This window comes from Streptomyces canus (genome assembly GCF_030816965.1).
Classification (GTDB): Bacteria; Actinomycetota; Actinomycetes; order Streptomycetales; family Streptomycetaceae; genus Streptomyces; species Streptomyces canus_E.
Genome location: NZ_JAUSYQ010000002.1, coordinates 7,904,995 through 7,920,655 on the forward strand (window position 1 = coordinate 7,904,995; position 15,661 = coordinate 7,920,655).

13 protein-coding genes are annotated in these 15,661 nt (G+C 69.0%); 4 read left to right on the forward strand and 9 right to left on the reverse strand.

The window, feature by feature from the left end:
- Nucleotides 1-18: 18 nt before the first annotated feature.
- The 6 genes from QF027_RS37225 to QF027_RS37250 form a co-directional block, all read right to left on the reverse strand.
- Complete coding sequence (locus QF027_RS37225; protein WP_266557788.1) at nucleotides 19-888, reverse strand: carbohydrate ABC transporter permease; 870 nt, start codon at nucleotides 886-888, stop codon at nucleotides 19-21.
- A complete protein-coding gene (locus tag QF027_RS37230; RefSeq protein WP_307079596.1) occupies nucleotides 885-1,853 on the reverse strand; it encodes a carbohydrate ABC transporter permease in 969 nt (322 codons plus the stop codon). Before QF027_RS37230 ends, QF027_RS37225 begins: the two co-directional genes overlap by 4 nt.
- Before the next feature lie 20 nt (nucleotides 1,854-1,873).
- Entirely contained in the window at nucleotides 1,874-3,136 is a 1,263-nt protein-coding gene (locus tag QF027_RS37235; protein WP_307079598.1) for an ABC transporter substrate-binding protein, read from the reverse strand.
- 230 nt (nucleotides 3,137-3,366) lie between these two features.
- Nucleotides 3,367-5,211: a glycoside hydrolase gene (locus QF027_RS37240; RefSeq protein WP_307082636.1), complete on the reverse strand. Its 1,845-nt coding sequence runs from the start codon at nucleotides 5,209-5,211 to the stop codon at nucleotides 3,367-3,369.
- 36 nt (nucleotides 5,212-5,247) lie between these two features.
- A complete protein-coding gene (locus QF027_RS37245) occupies nucleotides 5,248-6,492 on the reverse strand; it encodes an ROK family transcriptional regulator (RefSeq protein WP_282691555.1) in 1,245 nt (414 codons plus the stop codon).
- 115 nt (nucleotides 6,493-6,607) lie between these two features.
- Entirely contained in the window at nucleotides 6,608-7,861 is a 1,254-nt protein-coding gene (locus tag QF027_RS37250; protein ID WP_307079600.1) for a D-arabinono-1,4-lactone oxidase, read from the reverse strand.
- 118 nt (nucleotides 7,862-7,979) lie between these two features.
- Here QF027_RS37250 and QF027_RS37255 point away from each other — a divergent pair, with 118 nt between their 5' ends.
- The 4 genes from QF027_RS37255 to QF027_RS37270 all read left to right on the forward strand — a co-directional run bounded on the left by QF027_RS37255 (nucleotide 7,980) and on the right by QF027_RS37270 (nucleotide 12,955).
- Nucleotides 7,980-8,987 (forward strand): hydroxyacid dehydrogenase, encoded by a 1,008-nt coding sequence (locus tag QF027_RS37255; RefSeq protein ID WP_307079603.1) that lies wholly within the window; start codon nucleotides 7,980-7,982, stop codon nucleotides 8,985-8,987.
- 90 nt (nucleotides 8,988-9,077) lie between these two features.
- Nucleotides 9,078-9,740, forward strand: a complete 663-nt coding sequence (locus QF027_RS37260) for a pyridoxamine 5'-phosphate oxidase family protein (RefSeq protein WP_307079605.1) — start codon at nucleotides 9,078-9,080, stop codon at nucleotides 9,738-9,740.
- 63 nt (nucleotides 9,741-9,803) lie between these two features.
- The gene (locus tag QF027_RS37265; protein ID WP_307079607.1) at nucleotides 9,804-11,123 is read left to right on the forward strand and encodes a radical SAM protein; all 1,320 of its coding nucleotides are present in this window, start codon (nucleotides 9,804-9,806) and stop codon (nucleotides 11,121-11,123) included.
- 353 nt (nucleotides 11,124-11,476) lie between these two features.
- Entirely contained in the window at nucleotides 11,477-12,955 is a 1,479-nt protein-coding gene (locus QF027_RS37270) for a cellulose-binding domain-containing protein (protein WP_307079609.1), read from the forward strand.
- 31 nt (nucleotides 12,956-12,986) lie between these two features.
- On the opposite strand, the gene QF027_RS37275 is transcribed toward QF027_RS37270, so the two are convergent.
- The 3 genes from QF027_RS37275 to QF027_RS37285 are packed head-to-tail and all read right to left on the reverse strand — an operon-like array spanning nucleotide 12,987 to nucleotide 15,660.
- Complete coding sequence (locus QF027_RS37275; protein WP_373432454.1) at nucleotides 12,987-13,688, reverse strand: GntR family transcriptional regulator; 702 nt, start codon at nucleotides 13,686-13,688, stop codon at nucleotides 12,987-12,989.
- A gap of 56 nt (nucleotides 13,689-13,744) precedes the next feature.
- Nucleotides 13,745-14,746: a proline racemase family protein gene (locus tag QF027_RS37280; protein WP_307079613.1), complete on the reverse strand. Its 1,002-nt coding sequence runs from the start codon at nucleotides 14,744-14,746 to the stop codon at nucleotides 13,745-13,747.
- Nucleotides 14,747-14,766: 20 nt separating this feature from the next.
- On the reverse strand, nucleotides 14,767-15,660 hold the full coding sequence (locus tag QF027_RS37285; protein ID WP_306974732.1) for a dihydrodipicolinate synthase family protein: 894 nt from the start codon (nucleotides 15,658-15,660) through the stop codon (nucleotides 14,767-14,769).
- Nucleotide 15,661: the final 1 nt, after the last annotated feature.

Sequence of the window (15,661 nt, forward strand, 5' to 3'; positions counted from 1 at the left end):
GGTCCTGAGAGAGAGGCGTCAGCCCTTGATGCCGGTCTGCGCGATCCCCTGGACCAGCCAGCGCTGGAGGAAGAGGAACACGAACAGCAGGGGCAGGATGGAAATGGCGGTGGCCATGAAGATCAGGTGGAAGTTGACGGTCTGGTTGGTCGTGAAGGAGGACAGTGCGACCTGGACGGTCCAGGAGCTCGGGTCCTGGCCGATGACCAACGGCCACAGGAAGGCGTTCCAGCCGCTGATGAACGTGATCGTGGCCATCGCCGCGAAAAAGTTCAGCGAGTTGGGTACGACAATGCGCCAGTATGCGCCCCAGTAACCGAGCCCGTCCACGCGTGCCGCCTCCTCCAGCTCCTTCGGAAACCCGAGGAAGTACTGCCGGAACAGGAAGCAGGTGAAACCACTGAACAGGCCCGGGATGATCAGACCGCGGTAGGTGTCGATCCAGCCGAGGGACGAGACCAGAACGAAGCTGGGCACGAAGGTGACGGCGGTTGGGACCATCAGGGTCACGAGGACGACGTAGAAGACCTTGTTGGCGTGCTTGTAGGGGATACGCGCCAGCCCGTAGCCGGCCAGGGAGCAGATCAGCAGGGTGCCGATGGTCATGGAGACGGCGATCACCGTCGAGTTCCACATGGACCTGGCGAAGTCGACCGTCGGGTCGTCGAACAGCTCGCTGATGTTGCCCCACTGGAAGGAGGGGAGCAGCTTCCAGTTCTCGCCCGTGATCTCCGGGTCCGTGGAGAGGGAGTTGCGGAGGATCAGGTAGAAGGGGAGCAGGAAGAGCAGGGCGGCGACGCTGACGCCGACGTACAGGCCCGTGTTGCCGAGGACGCCTCCGCGCTTCTTGCGGCGCTCCTTGCCCACCTGAGGTGCGGTGGTGGTCACTTGGAGTCCTCCCCCCTTCCGAAGCCCATGAACTTGCCCTGAAGGAGCGTGACGAGGCAGATCAGCAACGTGAGGATGACGGCCCCCGCGCTGCCGGCGCCGTAGTCCTGGTTCTCGCCGAGGGCGGTCTTGTACAGGACCATGAGCGGTGTCTGACCCCAGGTCGCCTTGGTCGTGACGATGTTGTAGAACTCGTCGAACGCCTGGTAGGCGGCGACGAGCAGCAGCAGAATCACCGCGGTGGAGGTGGCGCGCAGCTGCGGCAGCGTGATGTACCGGAAGGTCTGCCAGCCCGGCTTGGCGCCGTCGATCGCGGCGGCCTCGTACAGCTCCGCCGGGATGTTCTGCAACGCGGCCAGGAACAGGATCATGTAGAAGCCGGACTGCAGCCACAGGCGTACGGTCACGATGACCAGCCAGTACCAGGGCGGGTTCGGGTCGGACAGGTAGGCGATGTTCTCGACGCCGAACCAGCCGAGCACCGTGTTCATCAGGCCGAAGCGGACACCGGTGAAGATGGACATCTTCCAGATCAGCGCGGCGGCGACGTAGGACACGGCGGTCGGCAGGAAGAACACCGACCGGAAGAACGCCCGCATGAACCGCAGCCGGTGCACCAGCATCGCCAGGCCCAGGGACAGGGCCCAGGTGAGCGGCACGATGAGCGCGGCGAACACCGTGAACGTCACCAGGGAACCGGTGAAGTTGGAGTTCGTCAGCATGCTCTTGTAGTTGTCGAGGCCGATGAACTTGCTCGGCGTGACGGTGAAGCGCGCGTCGAAGAAGCTGAGCCAGATGCTCCAGACGATCGGCACGAAGACGAAGATCACCAGGCCGATGAGGAACGGCCCGGTGAAGAGCCAGAAGTTGAAGGTCGGGTTGCCCCGTAGACCCCGCCGCGGCCGGGCCGGTGAGGCCTTGGCCGGGGCGGGCTGGGCGACCCCGCGCGTGGTGGTGGTCGACATGTCGTGGTTTCTCCGTCGACCTATCCGAAGAGCTTCTTGAGCTCGGCGTTGACCTTCTTCTCCGCGGTGGCGAGCGCGGCGTTCGGGTCGCCGTTCTTACGGACGCTGTTGGCGAACGCGTCGGTCAGAGCGGTGATCATGGCCTGGGTCCAGCCGATGTTGTCGAAGTGCCCGAACTCGTTGAAGAGCTTGACGCCCTCGGCCGGCAGACCCGACTTGAGCTTGGTGGCGGACTGGGCGATGGAGGTGCGCGGCGGGATGTGGAAGCCGTACGAGGTGGCCCAGTCCTCCTGGTACTGCTTCTGGTCGATCCACAGCCACTTCACGTATTCCTTGGCCGCGTCCACGTTCTTGCCCTTGGCGTTGACGAACATCGACCAGCCGCCGTTGTAGACCGACTGCTTGCCGTTGTCCCCGACCTTGGGGAAGGGGAAGACGCCGAGGTCGTCGCCGAGCGCCTGCTGCATCGCGGGCATCGCCCACATGCCGCAGAACTGGATGGCGCACAGGCCCTGGTTGATCGCGGACGGGTCCCAGTAGTCGGCCGGGGCGTCAAGGAGCAGGTTGCCGCTGGTGAACAGCTGGCGCAGCTGCTTCATGCCGGCGACGACCGCGTCCGTGTGGAAGGCGGGCTTGTTGTCGGCGGTGAGGGTGTCCGCGCCTGCCGACCAGAGGAGCGGGTTGATGGCCGGGGTGAGGTCGTTGCCGAGGAAGACGCCCTTGACCTTGCTGGTCGTGAGCTTCTCCGCCGCCTCGAGCAGCTCGTCGAGGGTGGTCGGCACGTCGACCTTGGCCTTCTCCAGCATCGACTTGCGGTAGAAGAAGAACTGCGGGTCGTCGATCATGCGGACGCCGTATATCTTCCCGTCCACGGTGTGCGACTTGATGTCGGCCGGGTTGAAGTCGTCCTTGACCGGGTTGATGATGTCGCTCAGGTCCGCCACCTGGCCGCTCTTGACCATCTGGATCTGCGGGTGGAACTCGAAGACGTCGGGCGCCTTCTTGGTGAGCAGGGCCGCGAAGAGCGCGGACTCGAAGTTGCTGCCCGTGATCCAGTTGGTCTTCACGTCGGCCTTCTTGTAGGCCGCCGCATACCGCTTGATGGCCTGCTCCGTGCCCGCCTCGCCGTAGGCGTGGAAGTACTGGGTGAGCGCGTCGCCCGATCCTCCGCCGCTGCGCCCGGTGTTCCCGCCGCACGCGGCCAGCCCGCCGGCGGCGGCCAGGCCCATCGCGGCCTGCAGAACGTTTCGACGGTTCCAGTTGCTGTTGCTCAATGCCGACATGCTGACGTCCTTGTCTCGAATACGGCTGCGGCTCTGTGCCATGGCTCTGCGGCTCAGCGCCAGGTGGCTCAAATGGACCTGCGGTGCGGGACGTTAACCTTCGGCTAAGGCTTCGGCAAGGGGTTGGACGAAGTCTGCTCGAAGCGTTGTGCGACGTTCGGAATACCGGACGCCCCGGGGTTGCGGGCCGCCGCACCAGCGGCCCGCAACCCCCTTGCAGTTGTGACGTGTTACTGCTTGAACCAGGCCTGGTTGGTCCCGCCGTTGCAGGACCACAGGCCGACCTTGCTGCCCTCGGCCGTCGCCTGTCCGCCGACGTCCAGGCAGGTGCCGGACGCCTCGCTGACGACTTGGCCGTTGGAGTTCAGCAGCCATTGCTGGCTGCCGTCACGGGTCGCTTCCGGGCTCGTCGTGAGCCCCGAACTCCCCGCAGTCAGATAGCCGTTCACGCCCTTCAGGCGGCCCTTCGCGTCGTACGACCACACCTGCTCGGACCCGCCCGTGCAGTTGCTGATCGCCGCACCCGAGGCGTTGGCGGTCAGGCACTTGCCGGACTGCTTGCCCTGGAGTGCGCCCGTGACCGCCGACGTGCCGTGACCCTTGTGGTCGAGGACGTACGTCGTGATGGACCGGGCCGGCAGGGTCGCCGAGGCGGTGCCACCCTTGACCGACGGCTTCGCGACGTTCGCCCAGCTCTCGGTCGCCGAGGTCCGCACGGCCTTGCTCGCGCGGACCGGCGCCTTGCTGTTGAAGTGCAGGTTCACCGCGGTGTCGGTGGTGTTGTGGTTGTTGACCACGACGACCCACTTGCCGTGGTCGTCGTACGTCGACACCTCGACGCCGTCCGGTACGCCGGTCACGTTGTGGGCGACCGAGCCCGGCCGGACGAACTTGCTGTACTGGCCGAGCGCGTAGTAGCGCTTGGTGTAGTACAGGGTCTGGTTGCCGTTGGTGGCGTAGTTCGGGTCGTAGTAGATCAGGCCGTCGTTCCAGCCCTCGGAGTTCTTCGCGAGGGGGTCGGAGCCGATCTGCTCCGACAGGGCGACCCACCACTGGAACGCCGAGTCGTGCGCGGTCGCGAAGTCCTTGTAGATGATCCGGGAGAGGTTCAGACCACCGTCGATCGTGGGGTCGTACTCCTGCGCCCAGCCCGTGCCGCCGTTGCCGAAGCAGCAGATCTCCGTGGACCAGGACTGCTTGCCGACCGACTTGGACGTCTCGTAGATCTTCGCCCGCTGGTCGTCGCCCGGGTTGTTGTACGTGTGGTGGGCGAGCTTGTCGACGTACTGGGCGGTGTCCGGCTGCGAGATCCACTGCGGGACCTCGGTGTTGAAGCTCACCGTGCTGCTGGACTCGTCCGCGATGATGCCGGTCTTCTGACCGCGGGTCTGCTGCTCGGCGCCCAGCGCCCGCACGATGTCGTCGCGCTGGTCGACGGGCACCAGCATGCCCTCCTGGCCGCAGCTGTCGAAGCTGTTGGTCGGCTCGTTGAAGGGGCTGATGTAGTCGAACCGCACGCCCTGCTCGGCGAAGTGGTCCGTGACGTCCGCGACGTAGTCCGCGAAGTCCTGCGTGTTCTCCGTCTTCAGATAGCCGCCGCAGCTCTTGGCGTTGGTCTTCCACTGCGCGGGCGCGCTGTTGACGAAGGCGATCAGGTCCTTCACGCCGTACTGGGCGGCCGCGTACAGGAACGTACGACCCGCCTTGTCCTTGCTCCAGTCGTACGACCCGTCGTCCTTCAGGAAGTCCTCGGGAGCGCGCGGCGCGTACGTCACGCCGGTGCCGCCACCGCCGATGTTGTAGCGGTAACTGCTCAGCGCCAGGCCGTCCTTGGAGAACAGCAGCTTGGACACCCGGGCCTGGACCTTCGGGTCGAAGTTCTTCAGGTCGTTGACCCACCAGGCGCCCGAGGCACCGATGTTGTCGATGGTCTGGGCGGCGTGCGGGGACACCTCGGCCACCGTGGGGGTGGCGGCCGAGGCGGGCGGGGCGGATATCAGGGGTCCCGCGACAGCGAACGCGGCTGCGGCTGTCAGCAGGGCCGATCTCGTGCGGTGGGGGTGAGACACGTGCATCCCTTCCGTCGTCATGAAGGTGGTGCGGTACGGCTCCTAGCGGGGGTTGTGCGTCTTCGTCCTTGCCGGGGTGGTGCGTTTCGCAGACCTCTGCCCGACCGACTGGAGCGCCCCTTCGAGCGCGAACGTCGCCGCGCCCAGACACGCCGGGTCCGTCGGGATCGGGGAGAGGACGATCTCGGTGGCGGCCATCGGCCGGGGCAGCGCGTGCCGGGCGACGGCCTCGCGCACCTCCGCGACCAGGGGCTCGCCGAGGGCGGCCGCTACCCAGCTGCTGAGCACGACCACCTCGGGGTTGAACAGGTTGACCAGGTGTGCGATGGAGGCGCCCAGATAGCGGGCGGTGTGCCGGACGACCTTGACCGCCACGGGGTCCTGGGTGAGCATCCCCCGGGCCAGCGCGGCGATCGTCGCCGTCTGGTCGCCCGGGTGCAGCAGCTCGCTGTCGGGGCTCAGCTCCCGCAGGTTCAGCATGATCCCGGGCGCGCCCACGTACGTCTCCACGCAGCCGTGGTTGCCGCAGCGGCACAGGCGTCCGTCCAGGACGATCGTGTTGTGGCCCCACTCGCCGGCGCTGTTGGAGACACCGCGATGCAGTGCGCCGCCCAGGACGAGCCCGGCGCCCACACCGGTCCCGAGGGTGACCACCACGGCGTTCCCGCTCCCGCGCGCGGCCCCGAACCACAGCTCGGCCACGGCGACGGCACGCAGCGGGTTGTCCAGGTAGAGCGGGTAGGCGATGTACTCGGAGAGCAGGTCGACCAGCGGCACGTCGTGCCAGTCCCAGTTGGGCGCGTACTCCGAGATGCCGGTGGCGCGGTCCACCTGCCCCGGCACGCTCACGCCGACACCGAGCACCCGGGCGCCCTCGATCCCGGCCTGAGTGACCACCGAGCCGACGGCGGCGGCGACATGGCCGACCACCTGCTCGGGGAGGCTCTCGCCGGGGCGGACGTCCTCCTCCGCGCGGGCCAGCACGTTCAGCGCGAGGTCGAACAGCTCGACATGGACGTACGTCTCCGCGATGTCCACGCCGATCAACGCGCCCCCCGACGCGTTGACCGCCACGAGCCCCCGGGGGCGCCCGCCTGCCGACTCCTCGAACCCGACCTCCGTGATCATGCGGAGGTCGAGCAGCTCGCCCACGAGCGTGGCGACCGTGGCCAGGCTCAGCCCGGTGGCCGCCGCCAGTTCCTGCCGGGAGGTGGGCGACTCGGCGATGATCTGGCGCAACACCTCGTAGCGGTTCGCGGTGCGGATGTCACGTGATGTGCGCTTCATCGGGGCCGGCCCCCATCCCTTCGCTCATGCCGGGACGACAGTGGCACCGGCGCGGCGCAAGATTATGGGCAGCGGGGGACTTTGTACAAGGGGTTAGGAAAGGGGCTTTATAAAGTCAGTCGGCGAGTACGGCCCGGACGAAGGCGTTGGCGAATTTTCCCTCCGGGTCCAGCTCACGCGCCAGCTTCCGGAAGTCGCCGAGCCTCGGGTAGCGCTCGCGCAGCTGGTCCGCGGGCGTGGTGAAGACCTTCCCCCAGTGCGGTCGTGCGTCGAAGGGGTCCAGCGCCTCCTCCAGCCGGCGCACCACCGGCAGGACGGCCGCGGTGTCCTCGATCCAGGTGAAGTGCAGGGCCACGGTGTCCCGGCCGTAGGAGGGGCTCAGCCACTGCTCGTCGGCGGCCACGGTCCGCACCTCGCAGATCTGGAGGACCCCGGCGACCGTGTCCCGGATGCCGTCCACCGCGTGCAGCGCCTCGACGGCGTGCTCACGCGGCAGCAGGTACTCCGACTGGAGCTCCGTTCCGCTGCTCGGCGTGAACTCGGCCCGGAAGTGCGGCAGCCGGTCCTGCCAGGGCCCCGCCACCCCGAACTGCTCGGTGCAGTTGACCGCGGGCATCCCCGGCACCGGATGCATCTTCTCGGTGGCGGGCGCGGCCCACGGGAAGTCGGCGAGCGGCTGGTCCGTCCGCCGCTTGACCCAGGCCTGCCGGAAGCCCGGCGCCCGCCAGTCGGTGAACAGGCTGACGCTGTACGCCGATGCCATGACCGTCCCGAAGGTCGCCGAGTCCAGCCCGGCGAGGGGGAGTTCGGTGAAGACGTACTGCTCCACGTCGAAGGAGGGCACGAGGTCCAGGGTGAGCGCGGTGACGACACCGAGGGTGCCCAGCGAGGTGACCGCCCCGCCGAAGCGCGCGTCGTCCCGGCCGATGGCCAGCACGGAGCCGTCCGCCGTGATCAGCTCCACCTCGCGCACGGCCGACGAGAGCGGACCGTTGCCGACGCCCGAGCCGTGAGTGCCGGTCGCGACCGAGCCGGCCACGGAGATGTGCGGCAGTGAAGCCATGTTGGGCAGCGCGAGGCCGTGGGCGTACACCCCGCGGGCGAGTTCGGCGTAGCGGACGCCGCCCGAGACCCGTACCGTACGGGCCGCTGTGTCCACGTCGATGACCGGCGGCAGGTCGGCGATCGACAGGAGCACGCCCTCGGGGCCCGGCTCGGCGATCTCGTTGAAGGAGTGCCCGCTGCCCAGCACCCGCACCCGGGCGCTGTCCGCGACCAGGGCGGTGATCCCGTCGAGCGAGTGGGGGCGGTGCAGTTCCTTGGCGGAGTAGGTGATGTTCCCCGCCCAGTTGGTGATCGTCTCCGACATGTCCGTCGTTCCTCCCGGAAGTGTGTATGCGTTGACCCTCTCATTTGTCGGGGCCTACCGTAGAGAGCGGTTTCTACAACGGTTTCTGCAACTTTCCGCAGTCTGGAGGATCACCACCTTGCCCGAGCGACCCCAGGCGCTGTTCGCCATGACCGCCGAGAACGTGCCGCTCGTCTTCCCACCCGAGGTGCTGGCACGGCTGCGGGAGTCCGTGGACATCGATCCCGGGCTGGTGGCCGAGGACCTCACCGACCCGGCGCTCGCGGACGTCCTGGCCCGCACCGAGATCCTCGTGACCGGCTGGGGCTGCTCCCGCCTGGACGCGGCCGTCCTCGACGCGGCACCGAAACTCCGGGCCGTCCTGCACTCGGCCGGCTCGGTCAAGGGCTTCGCCACTCCCGAGATCTGGCGGCGCGGGATCGCCGTGTCCTCGGCGGCCGAGGCCAACGCGGTGCCCGTCGCCGAGTACACGCTCGCCGTGATCCTGCTCGCAGGCAAGGACGTCTTCGTGCGCCGGGAGCGGCTGCGCGCCGAGCGGGCGTCTCCCGGCTGGGGGATCGTGCCCGGCATCGGCAACCACGGACGGCGAGTCGGTGTGATCGGGGCGTCCCGGATCGGGCGGAAGGTGATCGAGCTGCTGCGGCCGTTCGACCTCGCGGTGAGCCTGACCGACCCGTATGTCGACGAGAGCGCGGCCTCGGGGCTGGGCGTCCCGCTGCTGCCGCTGGACGACCTCCTGCGCACCTGCGAGATCGTCACCGTGCACGCCCCGGAGACCCCTGAGACCCGGCACCTGATCGGTCGCCGCGAACTGGCCCTCATGCCGGACGCGGCGGTGCTGATCAACACCGCGCGGGGAGCTCTGGTCGACACGGACGCCCTCGTCGACGAGCTGCGTACTGGCCGCCTGTCCGCGGTCCTCGACGTCACCGACCCGGAGCCGCTGCCCGCCGACTCGCCTCTCCATGACCTCCCGGGCGCTTTCGTCACCCCGCACCTCGCGGGGTCCCAGGGCAACGAGCTGGCGCGGCTGGGGCTGGCGGTCGCCGAAGAGGCGGAGCGGGTGGTGTCCGGGACAGGGCTCGCGTGTCCGGTGGACTACGCCGGGCTGGAGCGAACGGCCTGAGCTACGGATTTCGTTGTTGTTCGGCTATTTCACGGTCTAACAGGACAGGGGACTGGTCTCAGAACCGCTGAATCCGTAGCATCCTGGTTCATGGATTCTGATCAGCTTCCCGAGACCGGCCTCACCCGTCACCGGCGCCTGCGTGACCAGGGCAGCCTGGACCGGGCCGACCTGGAGGCGATCCTCGACGCGGGGTTCGTCTGTCATCTCGGGGTCGTGGTCGAGGGGCGGCCGCTGGTCGTGCCCACCGTGTACGGGCGGGACGAGCGGCACCTCTATGTGCACGGCTCGGTGGCCAGCCGCAGTCTCGCGGGCGGTACGCCGGTCTGTGTCACGGTCACGCACGTCGACGGACTGGTCCTCGCGCGGTCCGTCTTCGAGCACGGCGTCAACTACCGCAGCGCCGTGATCCACGGCGAGGCCCGCAAGGTGACCGACCCGGAGGAGAAGCTGGCGGGCCTGCGCCGGCTGACCGAACACGCGACCCCCGGACAGTGGTCGTACGCCCGGCAGCCGAGCCGGAAGGAACTCGCGGCCACCACCCTGCTCGCGCTCAGCCTCGACGAGGCCTCCGTCAAGATCCGCACCGGCGCGCCCGACGACGGGGACGGACCCGACGCCGAACTGGGGCTGTGGGCCGGTGTGCTTCCGCTCACCTCGGTGTGGGGTGCGCCCGTTCCCGACCCGTCTCTGCCTCCGGAAACGCCCATTCCGTCCCACATCGCACGCCGTGAGGGGACCCGGCACGGGTGATGCCGGTGCGAGGGCATACCGTGAGGAGTCGGTCGTACGTCTGAGCCGGGAGGAGACACGGGAATGGGCAGCCGTACCGCGCTGGTCGAGGATCTGATGGAGCGGTTTCCGCAGGTGCCGCGGGAAGCCGTCTTCAAAGAGGACCTGCTGCGAGGTGGCGTGGCCTTCGACCCGTCCGCCCTCAGCGACAACGAGTCGGGGGAGATGAAGCCCAAGTCGTACTTCATCTTCTCCTTCGACCACGGCACCCTGCCGGAGCTCGGCGAGGCCGCGCTGCGGCGCCCGCCGGAGGAGATCATCCTCACCGGCGGGCCGTACGACCTCAGGCGCACCGTGGTGTCGGTGCGGGTGAACCCCGCCTCGCCCTACCGCGTGGCTTCCGACGACTCCGGCATGCTCGGGCTCTACCTCGACGGCAAGCGGATCGCCGACGTGGGTGTGCCGCCGATGCCGGAGTACTACCGGCACAAGCTCTCCAACGGGAAGTCCGTGATGGAGGTCGCCCCGACCATCCAGTGGGGCTACCTGATCTATCTGACGGTCTTCCGGGTGTGCCAGTACTTCGGCGCCAAGGAGGAGTGCCAGTACTGCGACATCAACCACAACTGGCGCCAGCACAAGGCCGCGGGGCGGCCGTACACGGGCGTCAAGGACGTGGACGAAGTCCTGGAGGCGCTCGAGATCATCAACCGGTACGACACCGCCAAGGTCTCCACCGCCTACACGCTCACCGGCGGCGCGATCACCTCGAAGCTCCAGGGCCGGGACGAGGCCGACTTCTACGGCATGTACGCGAAGGCCATCGAGGAGCACTTCCCGGGCCGCTGGATCGGCAAGGTCGTCGCCCAGGCGCTGCCGAAGGACGACGTGCAGCGCTTCAAGGACCACGGCGTGCAGATCTACCACCCCAACTACGAGGTGTGGGACGAGTATCTCTTCAAGATGTACTGCCCGGGCAAGGAGCGGTACGTCGGCCGGGACGAGTGGCACAAGCGGATCCTTGACTCGGCGGAGGTCTTCGGCGCGCGCAATGTGATCCCCAATTTCGTGGCGGGCGTGGAGATGGCCGAGCCGTTCGGCTTCAAGACGGTCGACGAGGCGATCGCGTCCACGACGGAGGGCCTGCGCTTCTTCATGTCGCACGGCATCACGCCCCGCTTCACCACATGGTGCCCGGAGCCCACGACGCCGCTCGGCAAGGCCAACCCGCAGGGCGCGCCGCTGGAGTACCACATCCGGCTGCTCCAGGCCTATCGCCGGACGATGGACGACTTCGGACTGTCCTCGCCTCCCGGCTACGGCCCGCCCGGACCCGGCCGTGCCGTCTTCTCCGTGAGTTCCTTCATGGACAGCCTTCCGGCGCAGGAGCCCGTCGAGGTGTAACTCCTCACTCCCGAAACGGACGGGGCGCGGGCCGCGGAGACCTTTGGGGTCCGCGGCCCGCTCTGATGTGTCGAAGAATTTATCGACAAGGTGACCGGAGTGGCCGCTGCTCCGCACATTTCGCGATGAGATGCACCCGGTGTCGAGATTTCCCGGCGTTCTTTCCGTATAACTCTCGTAACAGCGCTCCCGGTCATGCGCTCCGACCACTGGCGCGAACCCTCGGTAACTGATTTGAATAGCCTGCTTGTCAGTTGTGTGGGAGGCGTGAAAGGCTCCTGTCCTGCCGCGAGGTTCCCCCCAACTCCTTTGCCAGTATGGCGAGTTGACCTCGCTTTGGATGCAGGAGACCCATGCCCGACCTGCCGACCCCCCAGGACGCCGCCGAGGCCGCGCTGTTCTCCGAGTGCTGGGATGCCGTGCTGTCGTACGCCGATCTGTGCACGGCCGGCTCCACCGCCGCCACCGAACTGGCCACGGAGGCGTTCTCCCTCGGCACACGCGAGGCCCGTGAGGCGGAGGCCGCCACCCGCGGCGCCGGCCGCCGTCCGGCCCGGCTGCCCCGAATACCCCTGCTGCTGACCGCCGTTCGCACGACGGCGGCGGACTGGGAGACACGCGGTCTGGGCCACCGGCTCGACCCCGATCTGCGGCTGTGGCTCAACTCCGACAAGGCCGCCCGCTACACCGGTCCGCCGCTCCAGCGGCCGATCGCGCTGCGCGGACTGCGCGATCTGCAGGCGGCGGACGCCGAACTGCTGTGGCTGGCCGAGGTGGAGGCGCTGCCGCTGTCCGCGGTGGCCCGCCGGCTCGGCCTCGACCCGGCCACCGTGGGCGACGAACTCGCTCAGGTGCGCGGCCTGTTCCGGGACCGCAGCCACCGCAACCATCTCGACATGCCGATGGACACGCAGTGCCGCAGCTACGCCCGGCTGCTGGACGCGGTCACCCGATCCACCTCCGGCGAGACCCCGGACGACCTCTCCCGGCACCTCGCGACGTGCCGGCAGTGCGCGGAGGCCGCCGCCTGTCTTCGACTGCACGGCGGCGGGCTGCCCGCGGCCCTCGCGGGCGGGGTGATCGGCTGGGGCGGGCTCGCCTATCTGGAGCGCCGCCGCCGGGCCGCGGAGGTCCGCCTTGGCGCGGGGCGCCCGGAGGCACTGGAGAGCGGGCCCCCGAACCCCGGCGCGCACAAGGCGAAGGTCGTGCGCAACGGACTGCTCGTCGCGGCCGTCCTCGTCTCCCTGCTCGCCCTCGCGGTCTCGATGATGCCGGGCGACGACATGGAGAACGGCGCCGCCAAGCCCGGCACCGATACCTCCGCCGACAGCCAACCGGTGGCCAACCCCACCTCGTCCGTCCCCGCCGCCACGTCCCGGGCGCCCGGCTCGGCGGACCCGTCGCAGACGCCCGGCGGGAACCCGTCCGAGTCCACGGGTGCGAAGAACTCCGACCCGGAACCCCAGGGGACCTCCTCCGCCGGTGCCGAGGAACCGGAGCCCGGCGACAGCGTCACGCCGTCCTGCCAGGTCGAGTACACCCTCGTCAACCAGTGGCCCGACGGCTTCCAGGGCGCCGTCACCGTCACGACCACCGAGGCGCTCAGCGACTGGCGGGTCACCTGGTACTTCAAGGACGGCCAGAAGGTGACACAGATGTGGGACGGGAGCTTCACCCAGAGCGGCGCGAAGGTCACCGCGAGCGCCGCCGACTACAACAAGTCGGTCCCCGCGGACGGCTCGCTCTCCCTCGGCTTCCTCGCCTCCTGGCAGGGCAAGAACGCCCCGGCGTACGACTTCTCCCTCAACGGGCGGAAGTGCGCGAAGTCCTGACACCCTCGGTCGAGTTCTCGGCGGCGGTCCGTCACCTCGCCGCCCACAGCCCCCGGACGTGTCCGATGTGCCGGGTCATCACCGCGTGGACCGCCCTCTCGTCGCGGGCGATCAGCGCGTCGAGGAGTTCGAGGTGCTCCTCGGCAGAGGCCAGCAGGCGACCGGACTTCACCAGCGGAGTGAGGCCGTAGAGCCGTGACCGCTTGCGGAGGTCGCCGACCACCTCGACCAGGTGGGCGTTGCCCGCGAGGGCGAGCAGGCCGAGGTGGAAGCGGGTGTCGGCCTCGACGTACGCGATGAGGTCACCGGACACCGCTGCCTGGACGATCTCCCGGGCGGCGGGACGCAGCGCCTCCAGGGAGACCGGGTCGGCGGTCGAGGCCAGCTCCACGATGGTCGGGACCTCGATGAGCGAGCGGATGTGGGTGTACTCGTCGAGCTGTTTCTCGGAGACCGCGGTGACCCGGAAACCCTTGTTGGGGACGGTGTCGACCAGGCCCTCCTTGGCGAGGTCGAGCATGGCCTCGCGCACCGGCGTGGCCGATACACCGAAGCGGGCGGCGAGCGCGGGTGCCGAGTACACCTGGCCCGGGAGCAGTTCGCCCGCGATCAGTGCGGCCCGCAGGGCGTCGGCGACCCGCTCCCGGTAGCTGCTCTTCTTGCCGCCGAGGACGGGCAGGGCGGGGGCAGCGGCGGCGGGGGCGCTGGGTCGCCGGTCGGCCATGAGGGGCATCTCCTAGTGGTGCAATGTCACGCGACACCCGGCATTATCCTCGACGCGCTCAGCGCTCAGAGGACGAATCCCGCCGGGAACGGATCGGTCGGGTCGAGCAGGTACTGGGCCGTGCCGGTGATCCACGCGCGCCCGGTGAAACTGGGCAGGACGGCGGGGCGGCCCGCCACCTCGGTGGTGCCGAGGAGCCGGCCCGTGAACCGCGTACCGATGAAGGACTCGTTCACGAACTCGGTGTGCAGCGGGAGTTCGCCGCGCGCGTGCAGCTGGGCCATGCGCGCGCTGGTGCCGGTGCCGCAGGGGGAGCGGTCGAACCAGCCGGGGTGGATGGCCATCGCGTGCCGGGAGTGGCGGGCGGTCGCGCCGGGCGCGATCAGGTGGACGTGGTGACAGCCGCGGATGGACGGATCCTCGGGGTGGACGGGCTCCTCCTCGGCGTTGATCGCCTCCATGAGCGACAGCCCCGCCTTCAGGATGTCGTCCTTGCGGGCCCGGTCGAAGGGCAGCCCGAACTGGTCCAGCGGCAGAATGGCGTAGAAGTTGCCGCCGTACGCCAGGTCGTATGTCACCGTCCGCCCGTCGGCCAGTGCGGTCCTGCGGTCGAGGGCGACGGCGAAGGACGGCACGTTCTGCAGCGTGACGTGCTTCGCCCTGCCGTCCTCCACCGCGACCTCGGCGACGACCAGGCCCGCCGGGGTGTCGAGCCGGATCGTGGTGACCGGCTCGACGACCTCGACCATCCCGGTCTCCACCAGCACGGTCGCCACGCCGATCGTGCCGTGTCCGCACATCGGCAGATAGCCCGAGACCTCGATGTACACGACACCCCAGTCGCAGTCCGGGCGGGTCGGCGGCTGGAGGATCGCGCCGCTCATCGCCGAGTGCCCGCGCGGCTCGTTCATCAGGAGCTGCTTGATGTCGTCACGGTGCTCACGGAAGTACAGCCGCCGCTCGTTCATGGTCGCGCCCGGGATCGTGCCGATGCCGCCGGTGATCACGCGGGTGGGCATGCCCTCGGTGTGCGAGTCGACGGCGTGCAGGACGAGTTTGCTGCGCATGGTCCGCTCTCCTTGACGAGTTACGCGAGTCCCGCGGCGACGGCCTTCTCCGTGGCGGCCCGCACGACGGCCTCCTGCTCGGGCAGCAGGGGGACGCGCGGCGGACGCACGGGCCCGCCGTGCCGGCCGACGATGTCCATCGACGTCTTGATGGCCTGCACGAACTCGACCTTGGAGTCCCAGCGCAGCAGCGGATGCAACTGTTCGTACAGCTTCTTCGCGGTGGCGAGGTCGCCGGCCACGGCCGCCCGGTACAGCTCGACGGAGGCCCTGGGCAGCGCGTTCGGGTAGCCGGCCACCCAGCCCTTGGCCCCCGCGATCGCGAGCTCCAGCAGGACGTCGTCCGCGCCGATCAACAGGTCCAGTTCCGGGGCGAGTTCGGCCAGCCGGTAGGCGCGGCGGACATCACCGGAGAACTCCTTGACCGCGTGGATGCACCCCTCGGCGTGCAGGGTGGCCAGCAGCTCCGGCACCAGGTCGACCTTGGTGTCGATGGGGTTGTTGTACGCCACGATCGGCACACCCGCCTTCGCGACCTCGGCGTAGTGCGCGAGGACCGACCGCTCGTCGGCGCGGTAGGCGTTGGGCGGCAGCAGCATCACGGACGCACAGCCCGCGTCACGTGCCTGCTCGGCCCATCGCCGGGACTCCGCCGAGCCGTACGCGGCGACGCCCGGCATCACCCGCTCACCGCCGATGGCGGCCACGGCCGTCTCGACGACCTTGGCCCGCTCCTCGGGGGTCAGCACCTGGTACTCGCCGAGCGAGCCGTTCGGTACGACGCCGTCGCAGCCGTTCTCGACCAGCCAGGCGCAGTGTTCGGCGTACTTGTCGTAGTTCACCGACAGGTCGTCGTTCAACGGGAGGGCGGTGGCGACGAGAACTCCGCGCCACGGACGAAGGGTGGTGGTCATG

What these genes read in the sequence shown, in the direction of transcription:
- QF027_RS37230 (WP_307079596.1), bottom strand. Translation starts at nt 1,853, where the DNA reads ATGTCGACCACCACCACGCGCGGGGTCGCCCAGCCCGCCCCGGCCAAG.
- QF027_RS37235 (WP_307079598.1), bottom strand. Translation starts at nt 3,136, where the DNA reads ATGTCGGCATTGAGCAACAGCAACTGGAACCGTCGAAACGTTCTGCAG.
- QF027_RS37240 (WP_307082636.1), bottom strand. Translation starts at nt 5,211, where the DNA reads ATGCACGTGTCTCACCCCCACCGCACGAGATCGGCCCTGCTGACAGCC.
- QF027_RS37245 (WP_282691555.1), bottom strand. Translation starts at nt 6,492, where the DNA reads ATGAAGCGCACATCACGTGACATCCGCACCGCGAACCGCTACGAGGTG.
- QF027_RS37250 (WP_307079600.1), bottom strand. Translation starts at nt 7,861, where the DNA reads ATGTCGGAGACGATCACCAACTGGGCGGGGAACATCACCTACTCCGCC.
- QF027_RS37260 (WP_307079605.1), top strand. Translation starts at nt 9,078, where the DNA reads ATGGATTCTGATCAGCTTCCCGAGACCGGCCTCACCCGTCACCGGCGC.
- QF027_RS37265 (WP_307079607.1), top strand. Translation starts at nt 9,804, where the DNA reads ATGGGCAGCCGTACCGCGCTGGTCGAGGATCTGATGGAGCGGTTTCCG.
- QF027_RS37270 (WP_307079609.1), top strand. Translation starts at nt 11,477, where the DNA reads ATGCCCGACCTGCCGACCCCCCAGGACGCCGCCGAGGCCGCGCTGTTC.
- QF027_RS37275 (WP_373432454.1), bottom strand. Translation starts at nt 13,688, where the DNA reads ATGCCCCTCATGGCCGACCGGCGACCCAGCGCCCCCGCCGCCGCTGCC.
- QF027_RS37280 (WP_307079613.1), bottom strand. Translation starts at nt 14,746, where the DNA reads ATGCGCAGCAAACTCGTCCTGCACGCCGTCGACTCGCACACCGAGGGC.
- QF027_RS37285 (WP_306974732.1), bottom strand. Translation starts at nt 15,660, where the DNA reads ATGACCACCACCCTTCGTCCGTGGCGCGGAGTTCTCGTCGCCACCGCC.